General features: G+C 58.5%; 18 protein-coding genes, 1 tRNA gene and 1 pseudogene. 2 read left to right on the forward strand and 18 right to left on the reverse strand.

Annotated features, from left to right (window positions below):
* A pseudogene (locus tag ACXJKO_RS23690) lies at nucleotides 1-239 on the forward strand (IS630 family transposase); the annotation flags it as partial.
* Between the two features lie 262 nt (nucleotides 240-501).
* Here ACXJKO_RS23690 and ACXJKO_RS23695 read toward each other — a convergent pair.
* From ACXJKO_RS23695 to repA, 18 genes are all read right to left on the reverse strand, one after another.
* Entirely contained in the window at nucleotides 502-1761 is a 1260-nt protein-coding gene (locus ACXJKO_RS23695) for a TRAP transporter large permease (protein WP_457093535.1), read from the reverse strand.
* Complete coding sequence (locus ACXJKO_RS23700) at nucleotides 1758-2297, reverse strand: TRAP transporter small permease (RefSeq protein ID WP_457093536.1); 540 nt, start codon at nucleotides 2295-2297, stop codon at nucleotides 1758-1760. Before ACXJKO_RS23700 ends, ACXJKO_RS23695 begins: the two co-directional genes overlap by 4 nt.
* 38 nt (nucleotides 2298-2335) lie before the next feature.
* Complete coding sequence (locus ACXJKO_RS23705; RefSeq protein WP_457093537.1) at nucleotides 2336-3334, reverse strand: TRAP transporter substrate-binding protein; 999 nt, start codon at nucleotides 3332-3334, stop codon at nucleotides 2336-2338.
* A gap of 106 nt (nucleotides 3335-3440) precedes the next feature.
* Complete coding sequence (locus tag ACXJKO_RS23710) at nucleotides 3441-4190, reverse strand: SDR family NAD(P)-dependent oxidoreductase (protein ID WP_457093538.1); 750 nt, start codon at nucleotides 4188-4190, stop codon at nucleotides 3441-3443.
* A 27-nt stretch (nucleotides 4191-4217) separates the two neighbouring features.
* Nucleotides 4218-5132, reverse strand: coding sequence for a phosphoenolpyruvate hydrolase family protein (locus ACXJKO_RS23715; RefSeq protein ID WP_457093539.1), 915 nt, complete (start codon nucleotides 5130-5132; stop codon nucleotides 4218-4220).
* Entirely contained in the window at nucleotides 5132-6325 is a 1194-nt protein-coding gene (locus tag ACXJKO_RS23720; RefSeq protein ID WP_457093540.1) for a Tm-1-like ATP-binding domain-containing protein, read from the reverse strand. Before ACXJKO_RS23720 ends, ACXJKO_RS23715 begins: the two co-directional genes overlap by 1 nt.
* Nucleotides 6326-6370: 45 nt before the next feature.
* Nucleotides 6371-7117, reverse strand: coding sequence for an SDR family NAD(P)-dependent oxidoreductase (locus tag ACXJKO_RS23725; RefSeq protein WP_457093541.1), 747 nt, complete (start codon nucleotides 7115-7117; stop codon nucleotides 6371-6373).
* On the reverse strand, nucleotides 7114-8166 hold the full coding sequence (locus ACXJKO_RS23730) for a Gfo/Idh/MocA family protein (protein ID WP_457093542.1): 1053 nt from the start codon (nucleotides 8164-8166) through the stop codon (nucleotides 7114-7116). The genes ACXJKO_RS23725 and ACXJKO_RS23730 overlap by 4 nt, the downstream gene beginning before the upstream one ends.
* A 66-nt stretch (nucleotides 8167-8232) precedes the next feature.
* Entirely contained in the window at nucleotides 8233-9126 is an 894-nt protein-coding gene (locus ACXJKO_RS23735; protein WP_457093543.1) for a sugar phosphate isomerase/epimerase family protein, read from the reverse strand.
* A gap of 158 nt (nucleotides 9127-9284) precedes the next feature.
* Nucleotides 9285-10403 carry a LacI family DNA-binding transcriptional regulator gene (locus ACXJKO_RS23740; RefSeq protein ID WP_457093544.1) on the reverse strand — a complete coding sequence of 373 codons (1119 nt, stop codon included), beginning with the start codon at nucleotides 10401-10403 and terminating at the stop codon, nucleotides 9285-9287.
* Between the two features lie 516 nt (nucleotides 10404-10919).
* Nucleotides 10920-10996, reverse strand: a tRNA-Lys gene (locus ACXJKO_RS23745).
* A gap of 582 nt (nucleotides 10997-11578) precedes the next feature.
* Nucleotides 11579-11872, reverse strand: a complete 294-nt coding sequence (locus ACXJKO_RS23750; protein WP_457093545.1) for a helix-turn-helix domain-containing protein — start codon at nucleotides 11870-11872, stop codon at nucleotides 11579-11581.
* Nucleotides 11873-12657: 785 nt separating this feature from the next.
* Nucleotides 12658-13752 (reverse strand): SWIM zinc finger family protein, encoded by a 1095-nt coding sequence (locus ACXJKO_RS23755; protein ID WP_457093546.1) that lies wholly within the window; start codon nucleotides 13750-13752, stop codon nucleotides 12658-12660.
* 5 nt (nucleotides 13753-13757) lie between these two features.
* The gene (locus tag ACXJKO_RS23760) at nucleotides 13758-14615 is read right to left on the reverse strand and encodes a DEAD/DEAH box helicase (protein ID WP_457093547.1); all 858 of its coding nucleotides are present in this window, start codon (nucleotides 14613-14615) and stop codon (nucleotides 13758-13760) included.
* A complete protein-coding gene (locus ACXJKO_RS23765; RefSeq protein ID WP_457093548.1) occupies nucleotides 14543-16300 on the reverse strand; it encodes an SNF2-related protein in 1758 nt (585 codons plus the stop codon). The genes ACXJKO_RS23760 and ACXJKO_RS23765 overlap by 73 nt, the downstream gene beginning before the upstream one ends.
* A gap of 331 nt (nucleotides 16301-16631) precedes the next feature.
* Nucleotides 16632-17240: a hypothetical protein gene (locus tag ACXJKO_RS23770; protein WP_457093549.1), complete on the reverse strand. Its 609-nt coding sequence runs from the start codon at nucleotides 17238-17240 to the stop codon at nucleotides 16632-16634.
* Nucleotides 17241-17767: 527 nt separating this feature from the next.
* Complete coding sequence (repB, locus tag ACXJKO_RS23775) at nucleotides 17768-18844, reverse strand: plasmid partitioning protein RepB (protein WP_457093550.1); 1077 nt, start codon at nucleotides 18842-18844, stop codon at nucleotides 17768-17770.
* Nucleotides 18844-20040 (reverse strand): plasmid partitioning protein RepA, encoded by a 1197-nt coding sequence (gene repA, locus ACXJKO_RS23780; protein ID WP_457093551.1) that lies wholly within the window; start codon nucleotides 20038-20040, stop codon nucleotides 18844-18846. Before repA ends, repB begins: the two co-directional genes overlap by 1 nt.
* Before the next feature lie 788 nt (nucleotides 20041-20828).
* On the opposite strand from repA, the gene ACXJKO_RS23785 reads away from it, so the two are divergent.
* Nucleotides 20829-20967 (forward strand): transposase (locus ACXJKO_RS23785; protein ID WP_457093552.1); only part of this gene is annotated, 139 nt, incomplete at its 3' end.

A 20967-nucleotide genomic window follows, 5' to 3' on the forward strand; every position in this document is an offset into this window, starting at 1 on the left:
CCTTGCACGTGCCGGACACCATCACCCTTTTGCCGCTGCCGTCGGCGTCACCCCAACTGAACCCGGTGGAGCGGGTCTGGCTGTACCTGCGTGAGCGCTATCTCTCGCATCGCGTGCTTGATGACTATGACGCGGTGTTGGAGGCCGTCTGCCACGCCTGGAACCGTCTCCTCGACGAGACAGGCCGTCTCACAACATTGACGGCTTACCCATATCTCACCGCGTCACCAATTCCCTGAACGGGTATAATCTCTTGCAAAATCCCTCCTTGTTGCTGTTTACCAGATTCTCGACGGAGGAGGGTCTAAGTACGGTCCTTCCTCAGAGCTCAGCGAAAGGGACCGCCCTAAAGGCCGGAGGGAAATGCTTCGATCCACGCAAAGGAGCCTCTCCAGACGAACTCCAGCGAACGTACTCGCGAAGTGGTAGTAAATCGATTAGGCCTCACTGAGGACAGCAGCCTAAGCGAGCCAAATGACGAGAAACAGTCCGATCCCGCACTTAATAGATGGTCAACGCTGGTATATAGCTCATTGCGAGGAGGACTAGCATCGCGACGGCGAAGAATGGCCATAGTTCTTTCGTTGTCTGGGCGAGTGACGCTTTCGCGATCGAGGACGAAATGAAGAGAGTGGTTCCGATCGGCGGGGTGTAGCAACCGATTCCGAGATTGATTGTCATGATGATTCCCAGCTGCACAGGGTCAAGGCCAATGCTCGCGGCAAGTGGCACGAAAATAGGTCCCAGCAACAGGACAGCCGGCGGTAGATCTAGTGGCATGCCCACGATAAGCAGTATGACGTTCATCGCAACGATGACTAGAAGAGGATTGCTGATCGTCTGCGAGACCCATTCGGCGATCGTGATCGGAACTTGGTCAAAGGTGAGAATCCAGCCGACGATTGCGCTCCCCATTATTACGAGCATCACGACACCCGTAGCAACCCCGGCATGAATCATGCTGTCCCGGAACCGGACCCAAGTCAGGTCACGGTAGAAGAAAGCGCTCAGCGCAAGCGCATAGACGACGGCCAAGACGGAAACCTCCGTTGGAGTTGCGATTCCGAAACGAAGGCCGAGAAGAATCAGGATTGGCATTGAGATGGCCGGGCTTGCAATAGCGGCGAGTTTCAAGAGCTCAAGCCGACTAGTGATCGCAGCATCCGATTGGTAGCCGCGCCGGCGGGCGATCCAGTTACAAGTGAGAACAAACCCGGCAGCCATCAATAGACCTGGCAATATCCCGGCCGTAAAGAGGTCGGCGATGCTGACGCCACTGACGAGCGAATACAAGATGAGCGGAATCGACGGAGGGATGAGGATGTCGATCACCGCGGACGTGGCATTGTTGGCAGCGCACAAACCGGCTGGGTAACCCTGCCGCTTCTGCCAGGGGATCAGCACGGAGCCAAGCGCACTCGCGTTCGCGACCGCGCTGCCAGAAACGCCACCGAACACAACGGATGCCACCACAGTAGTGGATAGAGGACCTCCGCGCCAGCGCTGCATGCCAGCACTTGCGAACGCCAGAAGATCCCTACCGAGGTGTCCGCCCAGCATCAGGCTTCCGGCCATCATGAAGAACGGCAGGGCAAGCATTGGGAACGACTGTGTCTGCTGATACATCTGCTGCGCGACGATCATTAAAGGTAGCTTGCCATCTAAGGCGATGGTTACGCCGGCCGCGATGATCAGCGCATGCCCGACGGGGATGGCCAGAACCATGAGGATAGTGAACGCGATAACCAGTACGAGGCTCATATGCCGGTCTCCTCTGGGTCAGGACTTGGCATGGCTTCAGGGCCGAGCATGGCGACGCGCAACGCAAGGGCAAACGTTGTCAAGATGACGGCGACACAGCCAAGGGCGAGCGCATAATAGCTGTGGCTGCTAGGCAGCCCAAGAACTGCGCTGCGCTCAATAGAGACAATATCCGCAACGGAGAGCGCCTCCCAGCAAAGCACCGCGTAGGAGACGATCACGAGCCCATGGCCCAGAAGCAGGAGTATGCGCTTACCGCCGCGATTGAGCCGAACTAAAAGCGACTCAACAGCCATATGGCTGCCATGCTGCACCGCGAGTGCCACGCCTGCCATGATGAGCCAGGGGAAGAGACGCTCTGGGACTTCCTGAGAGAACTCGAAACCGCCGCTGTCGAAGGCGTAGCGCGCGATGACATTCGCGGTGAGCAGAACAAGCAGGGCGATGCTTGTTAGCAAGATTACGCCACGGCACACGAAGCCAACAGCGCGGTCAATGGCGTCGGCCACCGTGAGCGGAATGCTCGCGGTGGCCAAGCCTTTATCATCTTGGATCGGGTGAAGGCGCAACATAACTACGCCTGCGCAGCTTTGATCAGGCGGCTAACGAACTCTCCGTAAGGCTTCGCCCGCCAGATATCGAGAACCTTAGCGGATGCCTCTTGGAAAGCGCGAATGTCGACCTCGTTGACGGCCAACTTGGGGTCGGCCTTGAACTGGGCGAGGTACTTCGCGTCCTCCTCATTCATCAGCCGTCTCTGCAGGTCGCTGGATTCCTTCGCAGCGCCAATGATGATTTCCTTATCGGGAGCAGGAAGGCGCGCCCAGGTGATTTGTGAAATGAGAAACGGCGAGCACTCCCATTTGTGCGCGGACAAGCTGATAAACTTGCTCACCTCATATAGCTTTGAGCTTGCGATATTGGGAAGTGCGTTCTCCGCGCCGTCGACTACCCCTTGCTGAAGCGCGATGTAAAGCTCACCGAAGCTGATCTGCTCTGTGCCAGCGCCAAGGGTCTTGAAGATATCGATCGTCATGGGATCGGGCGGTGTGCGAAGCTTCAAGCCCTTTAAATCGGCTGGCTTCGTAACTGGATGTTTCCCATTGATGATGTGACGAATGCCGTTGTCCCACCAGCCAAGCGACACCATCTGAATTTTCGAGAACAGACCACCCAGCTCCTGCCCGACTGGGCCGTCCAAGACCTTGAAGCCCGCCGCACTGTTGGCAAAGATGAAGGGCAAGCCGATGGCAGCAACCTCGGGCACCAGGGCCGAGAGCGAGCCTTGGCTGTTGACCGTCATGTCGATAGCACCGGTCCGCAGGCTCGTCAGCAAGGATTGTTCATTCCCCAGCTGCTCAGCGTGCCCTACCCTGACAGCAAGGCGACCGCCGGAGCGCTCCTTCACTAGTTCAGCGAAGCGGTCCGTCGCCGTTGCGCGGGGATTCCCGAGAGCGGCGTTGTGTCCGAGAGTAAGCGTGGTCGCAGCGATGGCGCCTCGCGGAAGAGAAAGGATGGCGGGCGTAGCTAATGCACCTAAGACGAGGGTGCGGCGTGAGATCGTAGGGTTCATGTACTTCCTCCATATGAGTTGATCGCCCGTTGACCGAGCTTTTTGTTGTGATAGCTCTAGTCAGGAGCGACCATCTCGCACCTGAACCTGCTTCAGCTACAAGTTCTCAGTCCATGATCACTCCGCCATCGACCGAGAGAGTTTCGCCGTAGACATAGGTAGCCTCATCGGACAGCAGGAAAAGAACCCCTGCAGCGACCTCACGGGGCGTGCCAAACCGTCCAAGTGGTACCGATTTTTCCACAGTGTCGTGTTCCACAGTGGTTATCCCGGTATGCATCTCGGTAAACATAGGTCCTGGGCAAAGGCAGTTGACGCGGATTTCACCCTTGAACGGAGCCAGCTCGCGCGCGATTGAGCGGGTAAACGCGATTACGCCGCCCTTCGACGCGCTGTAAGCCGATTTCGCTAGCCGGCCACCACCGCGTTTTCCCGTGTCGGAGGCAATTGTGACGATCCGCCCGTGCTCCTGCGGAATCATTGAGCGGAGCGCGTACTGCACGCACAAGAACGTGCCCCGCAGGTTAATGTTGAGCACTCGGTCCCATTCGGAGACCGTCAGATCTAGGATTGGGGTCTTGCTCTGAACGCCAGCGCAGGTGACAAGGCCGTCGACAGGATCGCCGTCGATGCCTGCGAAGGCTTCACGGATCGCTTCGCTGTCCGTCACATCGACCCCCACGGCCGATGCTTTGCCGCCCTCCACCCGCAATTCTTCCACGTGGGCCCGGAGCCGCTTCAGGTCGGCATCAATGCACGTTACGCCAACACCATGCTCAACCAACGCCGAAGTGACAGCCTGCCCAAGGCCGCTAGCCGCGCCAGTCACCGCTACATTTTTCAGTGAAACTTTCATTTCGACTCCTCTCGAGGCGCCTGCCGATTATTCGGACGTCGAACGGCCGCGCGACGTTTCTTGCGGCGAATTGTGAAAATCGATGCTCTTGAACCGCCGCGTCTGCTCCGTCAAAGCAATCTCGGTGGGCAAACGCTCCATCGAACTCGCCCCGTAGAAGCCGTTGCAGAGCTCGGCCTTCTTGAGAATGTACTCAGCGTCTTCTGGATGGGCGATCGGCCCTCCATGACAGAGTATGAGGACGTCCTCGCGCACCGACTTCGCCGCCTCCGCAAACAGATCAATTCTGTGAACGCAATCATCGAGCGTCAATGCCGTCTCAGCCCCGATTGATCCTCCGGTCGTAAGCCCCATATGGGCGACAATGATGTCTGCCCCAGCCTCTGTCATCGCAACAGCCTCCTCCTCCGTAAAGACGTAAGGGGTCGTGAGCATGTCCTTGGCGTGTGCGAGTCGGATCATGTCGACCTCATGCCCGTACCCCATGCCAGTTTCTTCGAGATTCTGTCTGAACACACCGTCAATAAGGCCGACGGTCGGAAAGTTCTGAACGCCAGCGAAGCCTAGAGCTTTCAACTCGTCCAGAAAGCGGTCCATGATGATGAAGGGATCGGTCCCGTTCACTCCTGCGATGACCGGAGTGTGTTTTACCACCGGCAAAACCTCAAGGGCCATCTCCTTTACGATCTCGTTGGCGTTGCCGTAGGCCAGAACTCCCGCCAGGGAGCCCCTGCCAGCCATTCGGTAACGCCCCGAATTGTAGATCACGATAAGATCAATCCCGCCGGCTTCTTCACACTTCGCAGACAGTCCTGTTCCGGCGCCGCCACCGACGATGGGTACTCTGCGTCGAACCATGTCGTGGAACTTCGCGAGGAGATCCTGACGGCCGGGTCGCGCTGGAACATGACCGGAGTGGGCGGAAGGGCCTTGTAGTGTCATCACGCAATCTCCCGAAAGTTTTGGATTATCGCGGCGGCGAAGCCAGGGTCATTAATGTTATATGGAAGTTCGATCAGCTGGCGGCGATCCGAGCGATTAAATGTCCGTCGGATTGCTGAGAACAGCGCTTCATTCGCTTCTGGGTCATAGAAGGGCATGCCGGGAGCGTCAATCGCCGACACGCCGCCGAGCGGGAGTAGAAGTCGAACGTCACCCTCGCACCGGTTTAGCCGGGTCGCAATAAATTCGCCGATCGTAACGTTTTCCTCCGGGGTTGTTCTCATGAGCGTCACTTGCTCATTGTGGACATAGAGCTTGCGCTGGTGGAACTTCGTGGGAACTGTCTCCCGCGCACCCCAGTTCACCATATCTACCGCCCCTACCGATCCGATGTAAGGTACTTGTGTTCTGGCGACAGCTCCGAAGCGATCCTCTGTGCAAGGGAATACGCCGCCGACAAGGTAGTCGGGAACCTCGGTCGTCGTGATGTCGATCATACCGCCAATCAAACCGGAATCGGCGAGCTTTTCCATCGACTGTCCACCGGTCCCTGTCGCGTGGAAGACGAAGCAGTCGTAGTTTGGTTCTAGAGCCTCGCGGACCTGCGTGACGCATGCTGTTGTGACCCCGAACATCGATATGCCGACACCTAATTTGTCCGTAGCGGACGTCCGGATTGGCCACTTCACCATACCGGCGATGCCGTGAGCAGCATTGCCGATTACTTTTCTGCTGATCACGTTTAACCCAGCCACGTCTGCGACGGAGTACATCATTGCGATGTCGTTCGGGCCGACGTAGGGAGCGACGTTTCCGGAGGCAACGGTGGACACCATGATCTTCGGCGTGCCGATTGGCAGGCTACGCATCATCGTCGTCACAATGGCGGTGTTTCCGGAACCGCCCATTCCGAGGACACCGCCGATGTCGGCACGTCCTTTCATGAAAGCGAGGAGGGCTTCCGACATGGCAGCTACGGACTCCCCCCGGTCGTCGCTTCCGAGCACGGCGTTCCGCCCACGCGGATGATACGCGGCAACTTCTTCAGCTGTGACGTCGGCCGCGTTCGATGACGAGCGCGTCCCGATGTCGACAAGGAGTGCCGGGACGGCCGTAGCCTCAATCACCCTCTTCGCATAGAGAAGTTCATGCTCCTTGGTGTCGCACGTTCCGATGATATAGACCTTGTTCATCGTTCCTCCGCCATGATGACCTATTATGGCCAACTTGTTGCTTCTTTAAATCGTGAGTACGCCTCCATTCACGTCGATCGTCGCGCCAGTAATGTATCGGGACTCGTCGGATAGAAGGAATTGGACCACGGGTGAGAGGTCGTCTGCGGCCGCGAACCTTCCAAGCGGGATCGAGCTCAGCTGCCGTGCTCTATCTTCGGGCGACAGTAGTCCGGCAACGCGTTCGCCGTCGGTTGTGCCGGGAGCGATCGCATTAACCCGCACACCGTCCGTCCCGAATTCCTTAGCAAGGTGACGCGTTAAGCCAAGCACGCCAGCTTTTGCTGCTGTGTAATGAGAGCCGAGTGCCGGGCTTGTCTGGCGTCCGGCGAGCGAGCTAAAGTTCACGATTGAAGCATTGCCCTTTCGTTTCATCTGCGGAATTGCCGCCTGGCAGCATAGGAACGTGCCCTTCAGATTGGAGTCCATGACGAGGTCGTACTCGTCCTCTGTGATCTGAAGGGTTGGAACGAGTGGGACGTAGCCGCCCGCGCAGTTGACGAGATAGTCAATTCCACCGTGTTCGCTCCCAACCCTTTCAAAAAATGACGCGACTTCCTTGCGTTCGCAAACATCCAGCTTTGCTGGGATGGCCGAGGGGCCGAGTTTCTGGGCGGTGCTCTGGGACCGGTCAAGGTCGAGATCAGGTATGTACACGATCGCGCCTTGCGAAATGAGATCGCCGGCAATAACGGCCCCGATTCCGCGTCCTGCTCCAGTAATGACTGCAATCTTATCTTTGAACCTAGTCACGCTGTTTTCCTCTTTGGTTGGATATTCCCTGCGCTGCTCACTTGTTCATAAGCCGCGACGTTGATGACCTGCTGGGTCTTGTGTGCGGTGAGGGCCGCCTCCAGCGTTAGCATTACGCGGACGCCTTCCTCTGGCAGAACTGAGCGATTAGGTTGGTTCCGGATGGCATGCACGAACTCCTGGAACTGCCTGCTGAATTCCACCGCTTCGTCCAGATAATGACGGCCTTCCTCGGGACCGGGCTCCACAAGAACCTGGTCGTTGAAGAGGAGCTTACGGTCTCGCTCAAGAACGGCGGTGCCCTTTTCAAAGACAAGAACCTTTCGGTCCTCGAGTGGGTCCTGGTTAAAGGACAGATGAACTGAAGCGATACGCTTGCCCGGATAGGCGAGTAGGATCATCGCTTCATCCTCGCCGCCCCAGAATTCTTGTTTGCGGACGGACTCCGCATGCACTCGCAGCGGAAGGTCCTTCATCATCATATGAACAAAATCGAGGACGTGTGGCCCGTTGAGGGCGATCACCAGACTGTCGGCGCGGACCGGATCACGCCACCAATCTGCCTGAGCCTCATGCCACTTTACGCCGAGGCTGACCTGAATGGAGATCAGATCTCCGAACTCCGCCCGCCGCTCGTCAAGGGCCTGAATGGCCCTGAAGTGCCGTCGACACTGCGCTACAGCCAGCGTGATCTTCGCCGCCTCTGCCGCCTCGGCCATTGCCACCGCATCTGCGGCGCTGGTCGCCATCGGCTTCTCGACGAGAACATGCTTCCCAGCACGGGCAGCTGCGATCGCTACGGGCGCGTGGAGATCGTTGGGCAGGCAGATGACGACAGCGTGAACGTCATTCCGCGCGAGGACCTCGTCTACAGTTGAGGCGGCGATTTCCGCGCCGTACTCGGAAGCGGCGCGCTGCGCCAAATTCGCATCCGCATCGACGACGGCAACGAGCTTTGCCAGATTGGGATGAGAATTGACTGCCGCAAGATGCGAGCGGGAGATGCGACCACAGCCGATCACAGCTGTGCCGAGTATGGTTTCAGTCATTGTCAAACTCCGGATGGATCTTCATGTTTAATTTCTCTCGCCAAATACTGGACGTTGTGCGTTCGGTCAGTTCACCGCCTTGGTATGGCACGCCTCTTTGATCAGGGCTGCTGATGTCTTGTAGGCGGTGCGTGCGATCGCCCGCGGGGTGCCTGCCGAATAGTCGGGATTGAACAATTCGACGGTCCACCAACCAGCGTAGCCACGGCGTGAAAGAATCGAGACGATGTCGCGCATGGGGGCCGAACCGGTTCCGGGAAACAGCCTGTCCTCAAGCATGTTTAACTGTTCGCGTGGGAGATCTTTGGCGTCAGCCAGCTGCACGTTGAAGACAAGCTCGAGTGGAATACTTTCCACTTGTGCCAGCGTCGAGCCCCCCTGGTGAAAGAGGAAGGTGTCGATTAGTACTCCACCGTTGCTGCGTGCGGCGGATGCCGCAAGCTGTTGTGCCGTCGCGAGGTCCTTGACTTGCGGCGCCGTTCCCATGAACTCGATGCAAAGACGGACGCCATAGGGCCGCGCGAGATCGCAAAGCGCCGCGAATTCCTCGACCGCGATGTCGAGATCGCCGGTCTTCCAGAGCGCAGGGACCGCAGTCACGTTCGCGCATTCAAGTTCCTCGCAATGTTCAAGAAACTGGACGAGTCGGCGGCGCAGCTCCTGCGCATTCTCTTCATCGGGCTCGCCTGTGCGGCGGCGCTTGCATATGAGAGGGAGGCCGCCATGGAACTGCCATTCCGCGAGAAAGGCAGCTTCTGCAAAGGGGAGTTCATAAGTCCGCGAGAGTTTCTTAACGTCAGCGATCGTCTTGCCGCTCGCTAGGTAAGCCTCCATGCGGTCGTAGCGCAGCCCGATGCCTTTGAACCCGGCCTCGGCGGCGATCTGGAAACTCTCCTCAAATGCGCATTGGGAGATTGTCACTGGGCTTAACGCAAGGCGAGGAGACGTGTCAGTTGTCATTATGCGCTTCCTTGAAGCCGCCGCCCTTCGCGACTATTGCTTTCGGTTGAACAAGGCTGGAGAACCACGCGAGAGGATGAGCTCTCGCGTGCTGAGGTTGCTAAAGGGCGGCGCTGATGCGCTTGGCCGCCCTGCCCCTTAGGGCGGGAATAACCACATTACTTTCGTGAGGCGGCTGCCTTTGCTAGGCGGGGCGATTTCGTCGTCCATGTTTCATGGCGTTTCCTCGTCTGCACAGTTCTCTTCTGTTGTTCTAGCTGCGGGATTTCGTGAGAGATCAGTTCCGCGGAGAGTCGGACCGTCTCGAATGTCGCTGTGTTGTCGTGAATCAATCCGAGCAGCATCTCCACAGCGCGTTGCCCAATCTGGTGGGCCGGCTGCGCAATCACGGGCATGGGCGGGTCGACAAGGCGGGCCCAAGGCACGTTGTCAAATCCGATCACTTCGACGTCGCGATTCCGATTGAGGCCAAGTTCCCGAAGAGCGAGAAGCGTGCCCTCGGCGATCCGGTTATGTGATGCGAAAATCGCTGTGGGGCGGTCGGCCTGGGTAAGAATGTTCCTCGCTGCGATTTGCGCGATCTCAGGCCTAAATCCGCCGCTTGTAGATATCCATTCTTCGCGCACAGGAAGGTTTGCGTTCTTCATGGCGGCCTTGATGCCCTTCAGCCGTTCGAGCGATGTCATGAGGTTGGCGCTCGCGGTGATTGCGCCGATCTTCTCGTGGCCACGATCGATAAGATATTGCACGGCCGCCCTGGCCCCGGCCTCGTTGTCCGTTAGTACGGCTCCGCAATCAAGCTCCGTGATGGCGCGATTGATCGCGACCAGCGGGAAGTGTTGGGGAAGAGCGGTCTTCAAGTAGGAATGATCGCCATCCGCGGGCGCGATGATCAGACCATCTACCCGCCGTTCCATCAGCCCGAAGACGGCGCGAACTTCTCTTTCAAGCTCCTCCGAACTGTGAGCGAGGATCACCGAATAGCCCTGCCTACTTGCTTCCGCCTCAACACCACCGACGACTTCAGCAAAGAAGACGTTTTCGATGTCTGCCATGATGAGACCAATCGCTTTGGAACGGCTCGTCCGCAAGCTATGTGCGACCCGGTTAGGATGAAAGCCGAGCTTCTGTGCGGCCTCTAGCACGCGCTTGCGGGTCTCGTCCTTTACGCCTGCGGTCCCGTTCACCACCCGGGATACGGTTTGATAGGAAACGCCTGCCTCACGGCCAACGTCTTTTAAGGTCACAGCGCTTGATGGCGGTTTGGATTGCTGCATGTGAACGTTCACACTCCCCAATGTGAAAATAACACAGCGAGAAGTGCTGTAAAGCCAAAATGTGAACGTTCACTAAAAGCTTTTCGACTGGATCAGAGCTTCGTATGGGGCTCTGAAACTCTGTTCTTTATTTCATCTAGGATAGGAAGAAACGACTGCGCCTATGTGCGAGGTTTGGACGCTTGCCGCTAGAGCGGGCATCTTTCGGATGCAACTGTACCCTCATGTGTTCGATAAATTGTTACCATTTTCCACTGATCGAGTTCGTCAGATCTGAGCAGATGAAGGTCCGGACTGGGTCAAACTGAGTCATTCAGCGCGACAGTAACAAGGTCCGCTCTCTGGCTGATTCCTGACGTTCGCTGATTCTGGCAGTAAGGTTCGGCCTACGGGTGAACCGATGCGATCGCGGAGGAAATTTCTCACTCAGTTGAGCTTGCTTCCCATACGCTTCCCAATCCGGTTTTCTGGGAAGCAGGACCAAACCCGGCCGACATCTAACTGCTTGATAAGGTTTGGTGATCACGCTGGGGCTCGAACCCAGGACCCTCTGATTAAAAGTCAGAGGCTCTGCTCTTCCTCTGCAGAGCCTCGCCCAGCAAGGACGTTCCGGCTTTGGCCTCTTCATGTCCAACCTCATGGGGCATCTTGAGCCGAGTGCGGGGATGATCCCGGTTCGCGCTCTTATGCCCTTCGATCTCATCCCGGCTCCTACAAGGCTCAATGGATCTGACCCGCTGGGCCACAATCGTGTGCACCCGAGCGAGAGCTTCCTGGATCTCAGGACGACCCAACACCTCTCTGGCGGAGAACTCGTACCGGCACAGCCGGCACATCAGTTCGGATCCGAACTGAAGCTTGCGCAGCCGGACCTTGAACAGTTGCTTGCAATGAGGACAGGCCAGATCGATCCGTGTGCTTCCAGGATCTTCAAACAAGCTCCACTCTCCTGCCATGAAACCATCCTGCACCTGACAAGCATGGCAGTAAGGCAAGAAAGGGGCACCGGCTGTGTCGTGAGACAGGCTCAGACCTCCGATGCATCCGCAGGTGCGTCTAGCGACCATGTGCGAGGAAATCCCGACTGCGCGAGCATGAGGGCCATCATCTTGGGCGTGCCTTCAAGAACTCGGTAGCCTGCGACAGGTCAAAGAATTGCTGGAAAGGCGCAGGAGTCAGTGTCCTAACGTCTCCTCCACGATCCCTTGGTTGCGGTCGAGCAGCGCCAGCAGCACCCGCGCTGGTCCCTGCGGCGACCGCCTGCCCTGCTTCCAGTTCCGGATGGTTGCTGCAGGAACTCCAATCCGGCGAGCAGAAGCCGCTTGAGACAGGCCAGTCTTCTTGCGGATCGCGGCTGGGTCAATGGCGGAGGGCAGCGTCAGGCCGCCGCCCAAGCTCTCGCCCTCGTCTGTGAAGGCGAGAACCTGGCCCAAGCTGGCAATCAACTGCTCGAAGGCATCATCGTCCATGGCGTGTTTCTTGCAGCGAGCAGGAATCCTGCGTCACCGACTACGCCAATGGCGGAGGGAGAGCTGACATACGTCTGATTGCGACGCGGTGCCAGCTCCCAGCCTCTTGTGCAGTCGTAGCGCCTATCCCTGTCAGGAAATAGGATGATGATGCTCGCGTAACAGAGCGGGGACTGAGGACAGGCATGAAGAGGATCTGCAGGCTCCTGTCTAGGCTTGTCAGCACTACTATGCCCTCACCTTCAGAGACCCTACCCTGCCTCGTCGAGCACGCTGCGGACGGCTGCGAGTGACAGGCCAAAGTGCTTGGCGACCTGACCCGGAGCGACCCCAGCCGAAAGGGCAGCCCGCACAGCCTTGCGTTGCCCCTCCTGCAGAGGCGGCAAGGACTTGCTGGATCCACGACGCCTGTCTTGCTTGGCAGGTTGAGGAGCAAGCCGATCGAGCGATAAGCGGGCTTGGCGCACCGCTGCAGTCAGTTCCGGCCGCTGACTCCTTCCAGCTTCAAGACGGCCTCGCACCTCCTCCACAAGCTGCCCTAGACGCGTTGCCAATTGAACGTCAGACAAGCTGGCAAGCCCCGACGATTGGGCAAAGGCCGACCCCGACTCTGGCGGTGTCGGGACAGTAAGTGTGACCTCGAACAGGTCGAGGGTACGTGGTGAAGATTCCTTATGCGGCATAGGCTTTATATGGGCATTCGGCCGCCCTGATCCAAGTCTGGAGGGGGTTCGTCACACGGTGGTCAGAGGCATCGAAGTGCTCCTGGTTCCGGTGGTTCGGGATCATTTCCACCACTTCACGAACCCGTCCGGGGTCAGTTCCATCTCCGGCTTCGGCACTGTCCGCTTATCCTTGCCTTTCACGGTCTTGAGATCTCGGATTCGCTTGGACGCCTTTCGGATCAAAGAATCGTCGAGGGGCCGAGCTTGCGCGTTAGGCTCAGCGGAATGGGGCGTCTTGCCAGCGATGCCGGTTTTGGAGGTCTGTCCTGCTGGCGGTGCGGTGTGCGTGCTCGCTTTTGGAGCAGCGGGTGTCGGGCGGGACTGAACGACGGCCTTGCGTCCGGCCGTCTTTGGGCTGGTCCGCTTCTGGCCAGTTCGGGCCAATGGCTCGAGGACAGCTGGCATGGCATCATGGCCCGGGATCGCATCACCGATCTCCGCCATGTCCAAGCCGAACAAAGCCGAGATGTCGTCCGTTTCCAGGACCTTTCCGGCCTCAAGCGGCTGGCTCGAGAGTGGCAGCGCCGTATCAAGATCGGCCACCAGATCCTTCTCATCCACCGCACGCAGCCGGAACAGAAGCTCGGGCCTGTCATCAAACCGGGCACCAACGCCATACAGCACTGCGGCGACGTGCTTGCACATCGAGGCTCCGTCCGGACAGGTGCACGAGAACCGGATGTCCGACGGCTTGGGGAACAGACCTCTGTCCTGGCGGCAGAGCCGCTCCATCACACCCTTGGAGAACCGGCCTTGCAGCAGTTCGACCAGGGAGTCGATGCCCCCGGCACAATCCGTGCAGATCGACCGCCACAGCGTCGGCGCCAATGCCGTGATGGAGACGGACACCCTGTAGATCGATGATCCACTGACCCTCGCCTTGATCTCCAGCGGCGCGATCTGAAGGTCGATGACCGCGCCACTGCGAACATAGGTCCGGCCGCGCGGCAGGCGGCTGTCGAAATCACGATAGCTCTCCAGGTTGTCGCACCACGCCTTGCCCCAGAAGGTCCGGGTGATGGTGCGCCCCTCCAGGATGACAGGGGCAACCGGGTGCCCTTTCTTGCGCAGCTTCTCTATCTCTCGCGCGGCTTGTTTCCGACGCTCCGCAACCGGAACGTAGAGCGGCCATCCGTCATCAACCCCAGGAGTCATCCGCCTTACTCCGCCATGACTGCTTTCAGATCAAGAGCCACCATCCGCAGCAGATCCTCGTCCTTCATCTCGGTCAGGTTGATCTCGTCCCCACCAGCCAGCAAATCGTCCGACAGGCCCTTCTTCGCCTCGATCAGCGCGTCGATCTTCTCCTCCACTGTACCCTGACAGACGAATTTGTGGACCAGCACGTTGTTCTTCTGACCGATCCGGAAGGCGCGGTCCGTGGCCTGGTTCTCCACCGCCGGGTTCCACCACCGGTCGAAGTGGACGACGTGAGACGCCGCGGTCAGTGTCAGCCCCGAGCCTCCCGCCTTCAAGGACAGGACGAAGAACGGTACAGTCTCGTCCTCCTGGAAGGTCTGAACCAGCGCCTTACGGTCTTTGACCGCGGTGTCGCCATGCAGAACCAGCCCGCTCCGGCCGAAGATCCCACCCAGGTGCGCCGCCAAGGGCGCTGTCATCTCGCGGAACTGGGTGAAGACCAGCATCTTCTCCTGGCGGGCGGCGACCACCTCGGCGATCTCACGCAGGCGGGTCCACTTGCCGCTGTCCGCCTCGACCCACTTGCCATCATTGAGCCACTGGGAGGGATGATTGCAGATCTGCTTCAGCCGCATCAGTGTTGCCAGTACGATGCCTTTGCGCCGGATGCCGTCGGCATCCTGCAATGCTTTGACCAGGCCCGTTACGGTGTCGGCATAGAGGGTAGCTTGCTTGCGGCTTAACGGGCACAGCGCCTTGACCTCCGTTTTATCCGGCAGGTCGGTGATGACAGTCTTGTCGGTCTTCATCCGGCGCAGGATGTAGGGCCGAACCAGGTCGCGCAGCGGGCCATAGGGGTTGTGCGGCCGCTCGGCCAAGGCCTTGGCCGAGCGGCCGGAGTTCCGGTCAGGGCGATCCGGGCTTCAGCCTGCAGGGCCTTGGATGCGCGGGTCTGCTTAGCGTTAGGGTTCTTGATCGCCTGCGCCTCGTCCAGCACCACGAAGCGCCAGGACGTTTTGCTCAACACCGGCAGGCGCAGCAGCGAGCCATAGCTGGTGATCACCAGATCCAGGCCAGACAATCCCTCCACCGTCATCTGATTCAGGTCTTCGGCCGGCATCGCCGAGGGATGCACGATCTTCGCGTTCAGCTCGGGGGCGAAGCGCTCGATCTCTGCCGCCCAGTTGGCCAGCAGCGAGGCCGGAGCGACCAACAGGCTCGGCTTGCGCTCGGCTCTCTTCCGCTTCTGGATCAGCAGCAGTGCCAAAATCTGGATCGTCTTGCCCAGCCCCATGTCGTCGGCGAGGCAGGCGCCAAGCCCAAGCCCGCTCAGGAGGTGAAGCCATCCGACCCCCGCCTTCTGGTACGGGCGCAAGCATCCCTTCAGGGCCGGACCAGGATCAACATCGACACCGTCGGGGCTACGCAGTGCCTTGAGGGTTTCAGTCAGCCACGCTCCGGCTGTGATGTGCGACCAGTCGGCAACGGCAGCGGGTTCGTCATCTCCGGTGGCATCGGCGCCGGCCAACAGGCGCATGGCCTCTGCAAAGGTGAGCCCCTCCCGCTCGGCAAGATCCTGCACCTCCTTGAAGCGGCGCATCGCCCGGTCCAGACGCGGACGATCAATCTCGACCCATTGACCGCGCAGCAGCACCAGCGTCTCGGTGCCGGTGAGCAATGCAGCCATTTCCTCGGCGGTGAGCGGCTCACCCTCCAGGGTCACATCCATGTGGAAGTCGAGCAGAGCGTCAAGACCTGTCCCGGATGGTGGGCGGGCGCCAATCGTGGCGGCGACCTGCGGGCGCGACGGGCGGCCCGCGCGCCAGTGGGCAGGCAGGCGCACGACCACACCGGCGCTTTCGAGATCAGTCACGCCGTTCAGGAGCCGTGCGGCCTCGGCCGGGTTCCAGCGTAAGGGATGAAAGATCTCCCCGGTATCGACCATGGCCTTGAGCCAACTGACGCGCTCCGCCGCCCGCTGCACCGGCACCAGCAACGACAGCAGCTTGTCTCGATTGGCGGCACCGGCGTATTCGCGCAGCGCCTGGCCGAGCGGCACATGCTGGGCTCTCGCCTGCGCTGACAGTCGCGTGGTGTAGGTGGCCAGGAAGGCAAAAGGGCGTTCCGGATCGCGGCGGTTCTCCGCCAAGTTGAAGTGGACACGGCCGATCAGATTCCAGGCCGGGTTCAGCGTTTTGAGAAAGATTTGCAGGTCAGTGCCGGCTGCTGTGAACGACGCGGTAAACACGGTGCCGAGTTCGACCCAAAGCCCGCGCAGAATATTGACGGTCAGGTATTCCGCCCCTGGCATCATTGGGGCAGTCAGCACCAACGTGGCAAGTTCGGCCTCGGCCGGCGGGGCAATGGCGGACAGGACCGCGGCAGACGGCGTCTCTCCGGCCCCACCCGACCCGTGAAGGCAGATCGCCTCCACATAGCGTACAGCGAAATCGCGCCACCAGGTGAGGGCGGGCGGCAAGGATTGGCCGACCTCACCCGCTCCGAGCTGTAACAGCCCGTACCCGGTGCCACGGCCAAAGGCCTCCGTCAGCCGTGCCGCCACTTTGTCATCCAGGGAGGGCGCGTCGTCTGCGTCCTCCAGCAGGAGGTGCCCACGCGGGGTGAGACGTAACTGGATCCGGGGCATTGTGGCTGCAGGCACTCCGAAATGTTTCAATCCGCGCTGTCCGTTTTACAGAAGCCGCAGTAGCCTCTGAACCCGGCTGAGAGCCTTCACGAGGAACACTGGAACACGCGTCGGGCAGTTGGCGCCAATCTCGTCCGGATCGCGGCCATTGCGCCTAATCGGGCTCCAATGAGAGGGCATGGCACCATGGCTCATAGGGATGCGCCACGGATGCTCATCCTCTCCGTCTGTCCCACGAGGCGTCACCCTATCGCAAGCTAATTGTCCTGTCCTGCGGCGGGTGTCTCGGAGGCGCGTTGCAGGATCCCGCGCCTATCATACAGGGGCAGGATTCTATCTGGTGCCAGCGCGTCCGGCCAGAATGTAAAGCCGGCGTGCTGCTGCAGGAACAGATCTCCTGTCCGCACCCTGGGACCAGGCATTCCCGCTTGCCCTTCGGGCACTGCGAGAAGGAGCAGAGCCGGCCGCGATAGGCGTTCGCCTCTCCTTGTAGAATGAAGATCTCGACCTGATGGTGAGCAACCCCGATCTGCTTTTCCTCGTACAGAGCTGGTGGAGGGCCCATGCTGCGGGCCCGATTGAGAGTCTGGAGCCGGTCCAGGCGATCGAGCCACACGGCCAGATCGACATCCTTGCATTCGTGCCAGACCGAAACGTCCCAGTATCGGAACGGCTGAAAGCGCGGCACCTCCCGGCACAACGGCTGGGCGACCGAGCCGATCAACGCCACCGCCGCGACCTCAGGGATCCCGGCGAGCGCTGCGGTCACGGCATCAGCGGCCAGACGAAACTGCGCCTGCCGGTCCAGCATCTGGCGGTCCTGTGCGGCAATCGCCCGGCGTGTGGGTCGTCTCATGGTCAACCCCGTTCCAATTGAGCATCAAAACGGAGAATGGAAATCGGAAATGACTCCAGCTGGGTTGGGATCGAGCCCTCTGCGTCCCGAACTATGACAATGCCTCATAAGCTAAGCTTTTGATGGAAAACAGCATAGCTGCAAAAACAGAAGCAAACCAAGCCATCACTACGATGTGGGGGATAAGTTCAGGCTGCATCTCAAAGCTGCATCAGCACTGGTCTGAAAAGGTCGCTTGCTCCACTTGGATCAACCCCAGACAGGATCTCCAATCAGTGGCAGCTGGGCCGCTAAGATCTTCGTTCTTAAGCCATTTTTGCCGACTCTGGGGAAGCCCTGCTCTTCTGCCCTGGTTAACAAAATGATTTGAGAAACGTCTGCAAACGATCGATTGAACTTGATGTTCGTCTGTGTACATATCCCCGACAGATCCTTGCAGAGAGAAAAGTGCGATGAGCCACTTTGCTGCTCGTGATCCCAATTTATTGAAGAGGCGAAGGCGGAGGAATCCTCCGCCATTATGCTGACTATTTCGAGTTCAGGGATGCCTCATAGTCTCGATAAAGCTCTTCAAGCTTTGAGAAAAGGAAGGCTCCAAATTGTCGATCAACGGTCTTATCAATTTGCAACGTATATCGAGCATCCGTATCCGTTATGCGGGCTAGTCTTCTGCCTTTTGGATCGTTCCAGAAGATTTGCTGTTGAGAGGCTTCGACTTTCTCCTTTTTGGAAACTTTCGCCAACAATGCCAGGAACCGCTCGTCCGATGACTTTTGAGCAAATTCGGGCTTCGCGATGATCTCAGAGGCTTTATCGAAGCATTTCTGCAGTTTGAAAATCTCGGTCAGTTCATGCCACCGCGGGCGGCCAATGCCGGGAGCAGCTCCAACGGCCAGGATGATTTCGCGAGGGATTTTGGTCGCGACAGAGATCATCCCGGAAAGTTCGGTTTTAGAGACTGCTAGTGATGATCCAATCACCTGCCGATTGAATCCGGCTTCCTCCAGCTTCACGGCAAAAAGAGCCTTCTCGATGTAGCTGAGGTCGAGGCGAGCGTTGTTTTCTTGGCCTTGTGCGATGACCAATTCTTCGTTCGACAAATTTCGAACAATCGCACGAACTTTGATGCCGAGTTTGCGAGCGGCAGCAACTCTTCGATGCCCGTAGGCAATCTGATAATGCCCCTCCCTTTCAGGATGAGGACGCACCAGAATCGGAACCAACTGGCCTCGGTCCTTTATCTGGTCGATCAACTCGGTGGGAGGCTGTGATGAATCTTCAAAGCGATCTGAGACAAATGATGCGAGGATCTTGTCTACTTCGATCTCGACGATGGTCTCGCCGGCTTCAAGCTGGCTCTTGAGAGCGGCAATTTCTGCGCTAGATTGTCCGCGCATATTTTCCAAGGCGCTTCCGACAGCACCTACAGCATTGCTCCCCCGCGCGAGCACCGATGACCAGCTAGCACCAGGCTTTACAGGAGCCGTTTCAGCGGACTCTGCTCGGATCGGCACGACATCAGATTGGGCTGCCTGTTGCTCGACTTGAGGGTTGACCCCGGTATCATCCTCGCCGAGGATCGCGGCATAGTTTCGCTTCGCCATTACATTCTCCCCCAAGCTTTCTTAATCAGATCTTCGATTTCGCTGTTGACGCTGTTGAGGGACTCCATAGCCCTATCGTACGTCGACTTCGAGTAACGTTCCTTCAAGACCTCATAGAGCGTTTGCTTGTTGATACCGGCATCTGAAATTGCAGTGCTCTTGAGCATGGCGCTCTTAAGAACGAAGTCGCCAAACATCTTCCGCAGGAAGGCGACCATGTGACTCTGCGGGAGATCCCCCGGTTCGAAGCGGGTGACGAGATAGCGGATCCAATCATAACGAACGGTCCCACCAGCGTTCCTGACCACCGTAAGGAGATCCGAGGCCATTTTGAGAAACTGGCTCATCGACATCACGTCCAGCATCTGAGGGTGAACTGTAATCACCATAGACGTCGATGCACTGAGAGCAGAAAGTGTCAGAAATCCTAGTTGAGGCGGACAGTCTATGACAACAACATCATATTGATCTGCCACTGCCGACAGAGTGATGCCAATTCGCTCGAAGAACAGTGATTCTTCTGGGCTACGATTTACGAGGGCTTTGGGAGTATCGTGCTCAAATTCCATGAGCTCGAGATTTGCTGGAATCAGGTCCAAACCTGGGAAGTACGTCTGCCTGATGATCTCACGTGGATGCCGAGCCTGATCATCGTACCTAATCGAGCCGTAGATGGTTTGACCGCCGTGAACATCGAATTCGGGTTGCAGGCCATGAAGTGCAGTAAGGCTGGCTTGCGGGTCGAGATCCACCGCCAAGACCCGGTATCCGTTAAGCGCTAGGTATTGGGCAAGATGAGCTGCCGTAGTAGTTTTTGCGCTACCGCCTTTGAAGTTGACGCAGGAAATAACCTGCAAATGCTCGGACGCGGACCTGTGCTTGACGTACTGCCTACCGGACTTGCCAGTCTCATCTAAGTAGGTGCGGAGGGCGAGAACGTCCTCAAGTGAATATTGCCGCCGTCCATTCGGAAGGGTCTCTGCTTCAGGACCTTTACCTTCAAGGGATAGCTGCCGCAGGTACCCATCGGCAACGCCGATTAGCTTCGCGACCTCTCCGGAGGAGAATTTTCGAAGGGTCTTTTGAGCTAACGGCGGATGCATCTTAAGACGCTGGTCGTGAAGCTTCTTCGAGAGAGACAGCGCGTGTGAACGGATGGTTTCCTCATCCACCCACTGCGGTGCTTCAGATTTCATCTGTGCTAAGGCCACTGCGCCCTCCTAGATACGGTTAACAGCGAGCCAATGGGCTGCTTTCCGTAACTAAGCGGCTAAAAGTCTTTACAATAGGTTAAGGAGGGCTCTTATTCTTGCGCAGTTCGGGAACGTGCAGGGTGAGTGTTCACAGCTGTGAACCTGAATAGATCCCATAGTCAGCAGCTACATCGCCCCCTCCCCTTTCTTTTTCGCATTGGCAGTTCACAGCTGTGAACACGGAGGATGATGGCGGCGGCAGACACGTAAGATCAATGACCAGCCGCAGCGTTGAACCGCTAGTTCACAGCTGTGCACTAGACCTGTCATTGATCCGTCCCTTGGTAGATGAACATCGCTGGAGTTCACAGCTGTGAACGCACTGGAAAGGTTTTGGGATGCTCTAGATGCCGATCCTGACCGAAAGGCCCTGTGCATGTTCTTGCTCGTCGTAGTAGCCGGCCGCCTGCTGGACGGACTTATGAGCGGATTGACGCAACGCGTCCGCCAACGGGATCCCGTCGCGTCCCGCTTGCGTCATGAAGCCCGACCGCAGTCCGTGGGCGCTGAAATCCGCCGGGTCCACCCCCCGCGATCCGGCAGCGCTTCTTGAGAATGAGGTTGACCGACTGCGGAGTCAGTGAGTTGGCTCCGATAGAGCCGTCCTTGCGAACCTCCCTGAGAGGCTGGTGAGCAATTTTATTGCTCGGGGCAAGCCGTTGATTCAGAATAGGTTCTACGCTGGGCCGCTGAAGCGGATGCGGGCTGTTTGATGATCCAGGAGCCCCACCATGGATGTCTGTTCCTACGCCAGCGATCTTACTGATGCCGAATGGGCGTTGCTCGCGCCCCTTGTCCCCCGCAGCCATCCAGCCGGGCGGCGGCAGACCTACCCGTTGCGGCGCATCGTCGATGCGATCTTCTACCTGC

Source organism: Microvirga sp. P5_D2 (assembly GCF_054049475.1).

Excerpts from the sequence above, each read along its gene's own strand:
- ACXJKO_RS23695 (WP_457093535.1), bottom strand. The coding sequence starts at position 1,761 with ATGAGCCTCGTACTGGTTATCGCGTTCACTATCCTCATGGTTCTGGCC.
- ACXJKO_RS23705 (WP_457093537.1), bottom strand. The coding sequence starts at position 3,334 with ATGAACCCTACGATCTCACGCCGCACCCTCGTCTTAGGTGCATTAGCT.
- ACXJKO_RS23710 (WP_457093538.1), bottom strand. The coding sequence starts at position 4,190 with ATGAAAGTTTCACTGAAAAATGTAGCGGTGACTGGCGCGGCTAGCGGC.
- ACXJKO_RS23715 (WP_457093539.1), bottom strand. The coding sequence starts at position 5,132 with ATGACACTACAAGGCCCTTCCGCCCACTCCGGTCATGTTCCAGCGCGA.
- ACXJKO_RS23720 (WP_457093540.1), bottom strand. The coding sequence starts at position 6,325 with ATGAACAAGGTCTATATCATCGGAACGTGCGACACCAAGGAGCATGAA.
- ACXJKO_RS23730 (WP_457093542.1), bottom strand. The coding sequence starts at position 8,166 with ATGACTGAAACCATACTCGGCACAGCTGTGATCGGCTGTGGTCGCATC.
- ACXJKO_RS23735 (WP_457093543.1), bottom strand. The coding sequence starts at position 9,126 with ATGACAACTGACACGTCTCCTCGCCTTGCGTTAAGCCCAGTGACAATC.
- ACXJKO_RS23740 (WP_457093544.1), bottom strand. The coding sequence starts at position 10,403 with ATGCAGCAATCCAAACCGCCATCAAGCGCTGTGACCTTAAAAGACGTT.
- ACXJKO_RS23750 (WP_457093545.1), bottom strand. The coding sequence starts at position 11,872 with ATGGACGATGATGCCTTCGAGCAGTTGATTGCCAGCTTGGGCCAGGTT.
- ACXJKO_RS23755 (WP_457093546.1), bottom strand. The coding sequence starts at position 13,752 with ATGACTCCTGGGGTTGATGACGGATGGCCGCTCTACGTTCCGGTTGCG.
- ACXJKO_RS23770 (WP_457093549.1), bottom strand. The coding sequence starts at position 17,240 with ATGAGACGACCCACACGCCGGGCGATTGCCGCACAGGACCGCCAGATG.
- repB (WP_457093550.1), bottom strand. The coding sequence starts at position 18,844 with ATGGCGAAGCGAAACTATGCCGCGATCCTCGGCGAGGATGATACCGGG.
- repA (WP_457093551.1), bottom strand. The coding sequence starts at position 20,040 with ATGAAATCTGAAGCACCGCAGTGGGTGGATGAGGAAACCATCCGTTCA.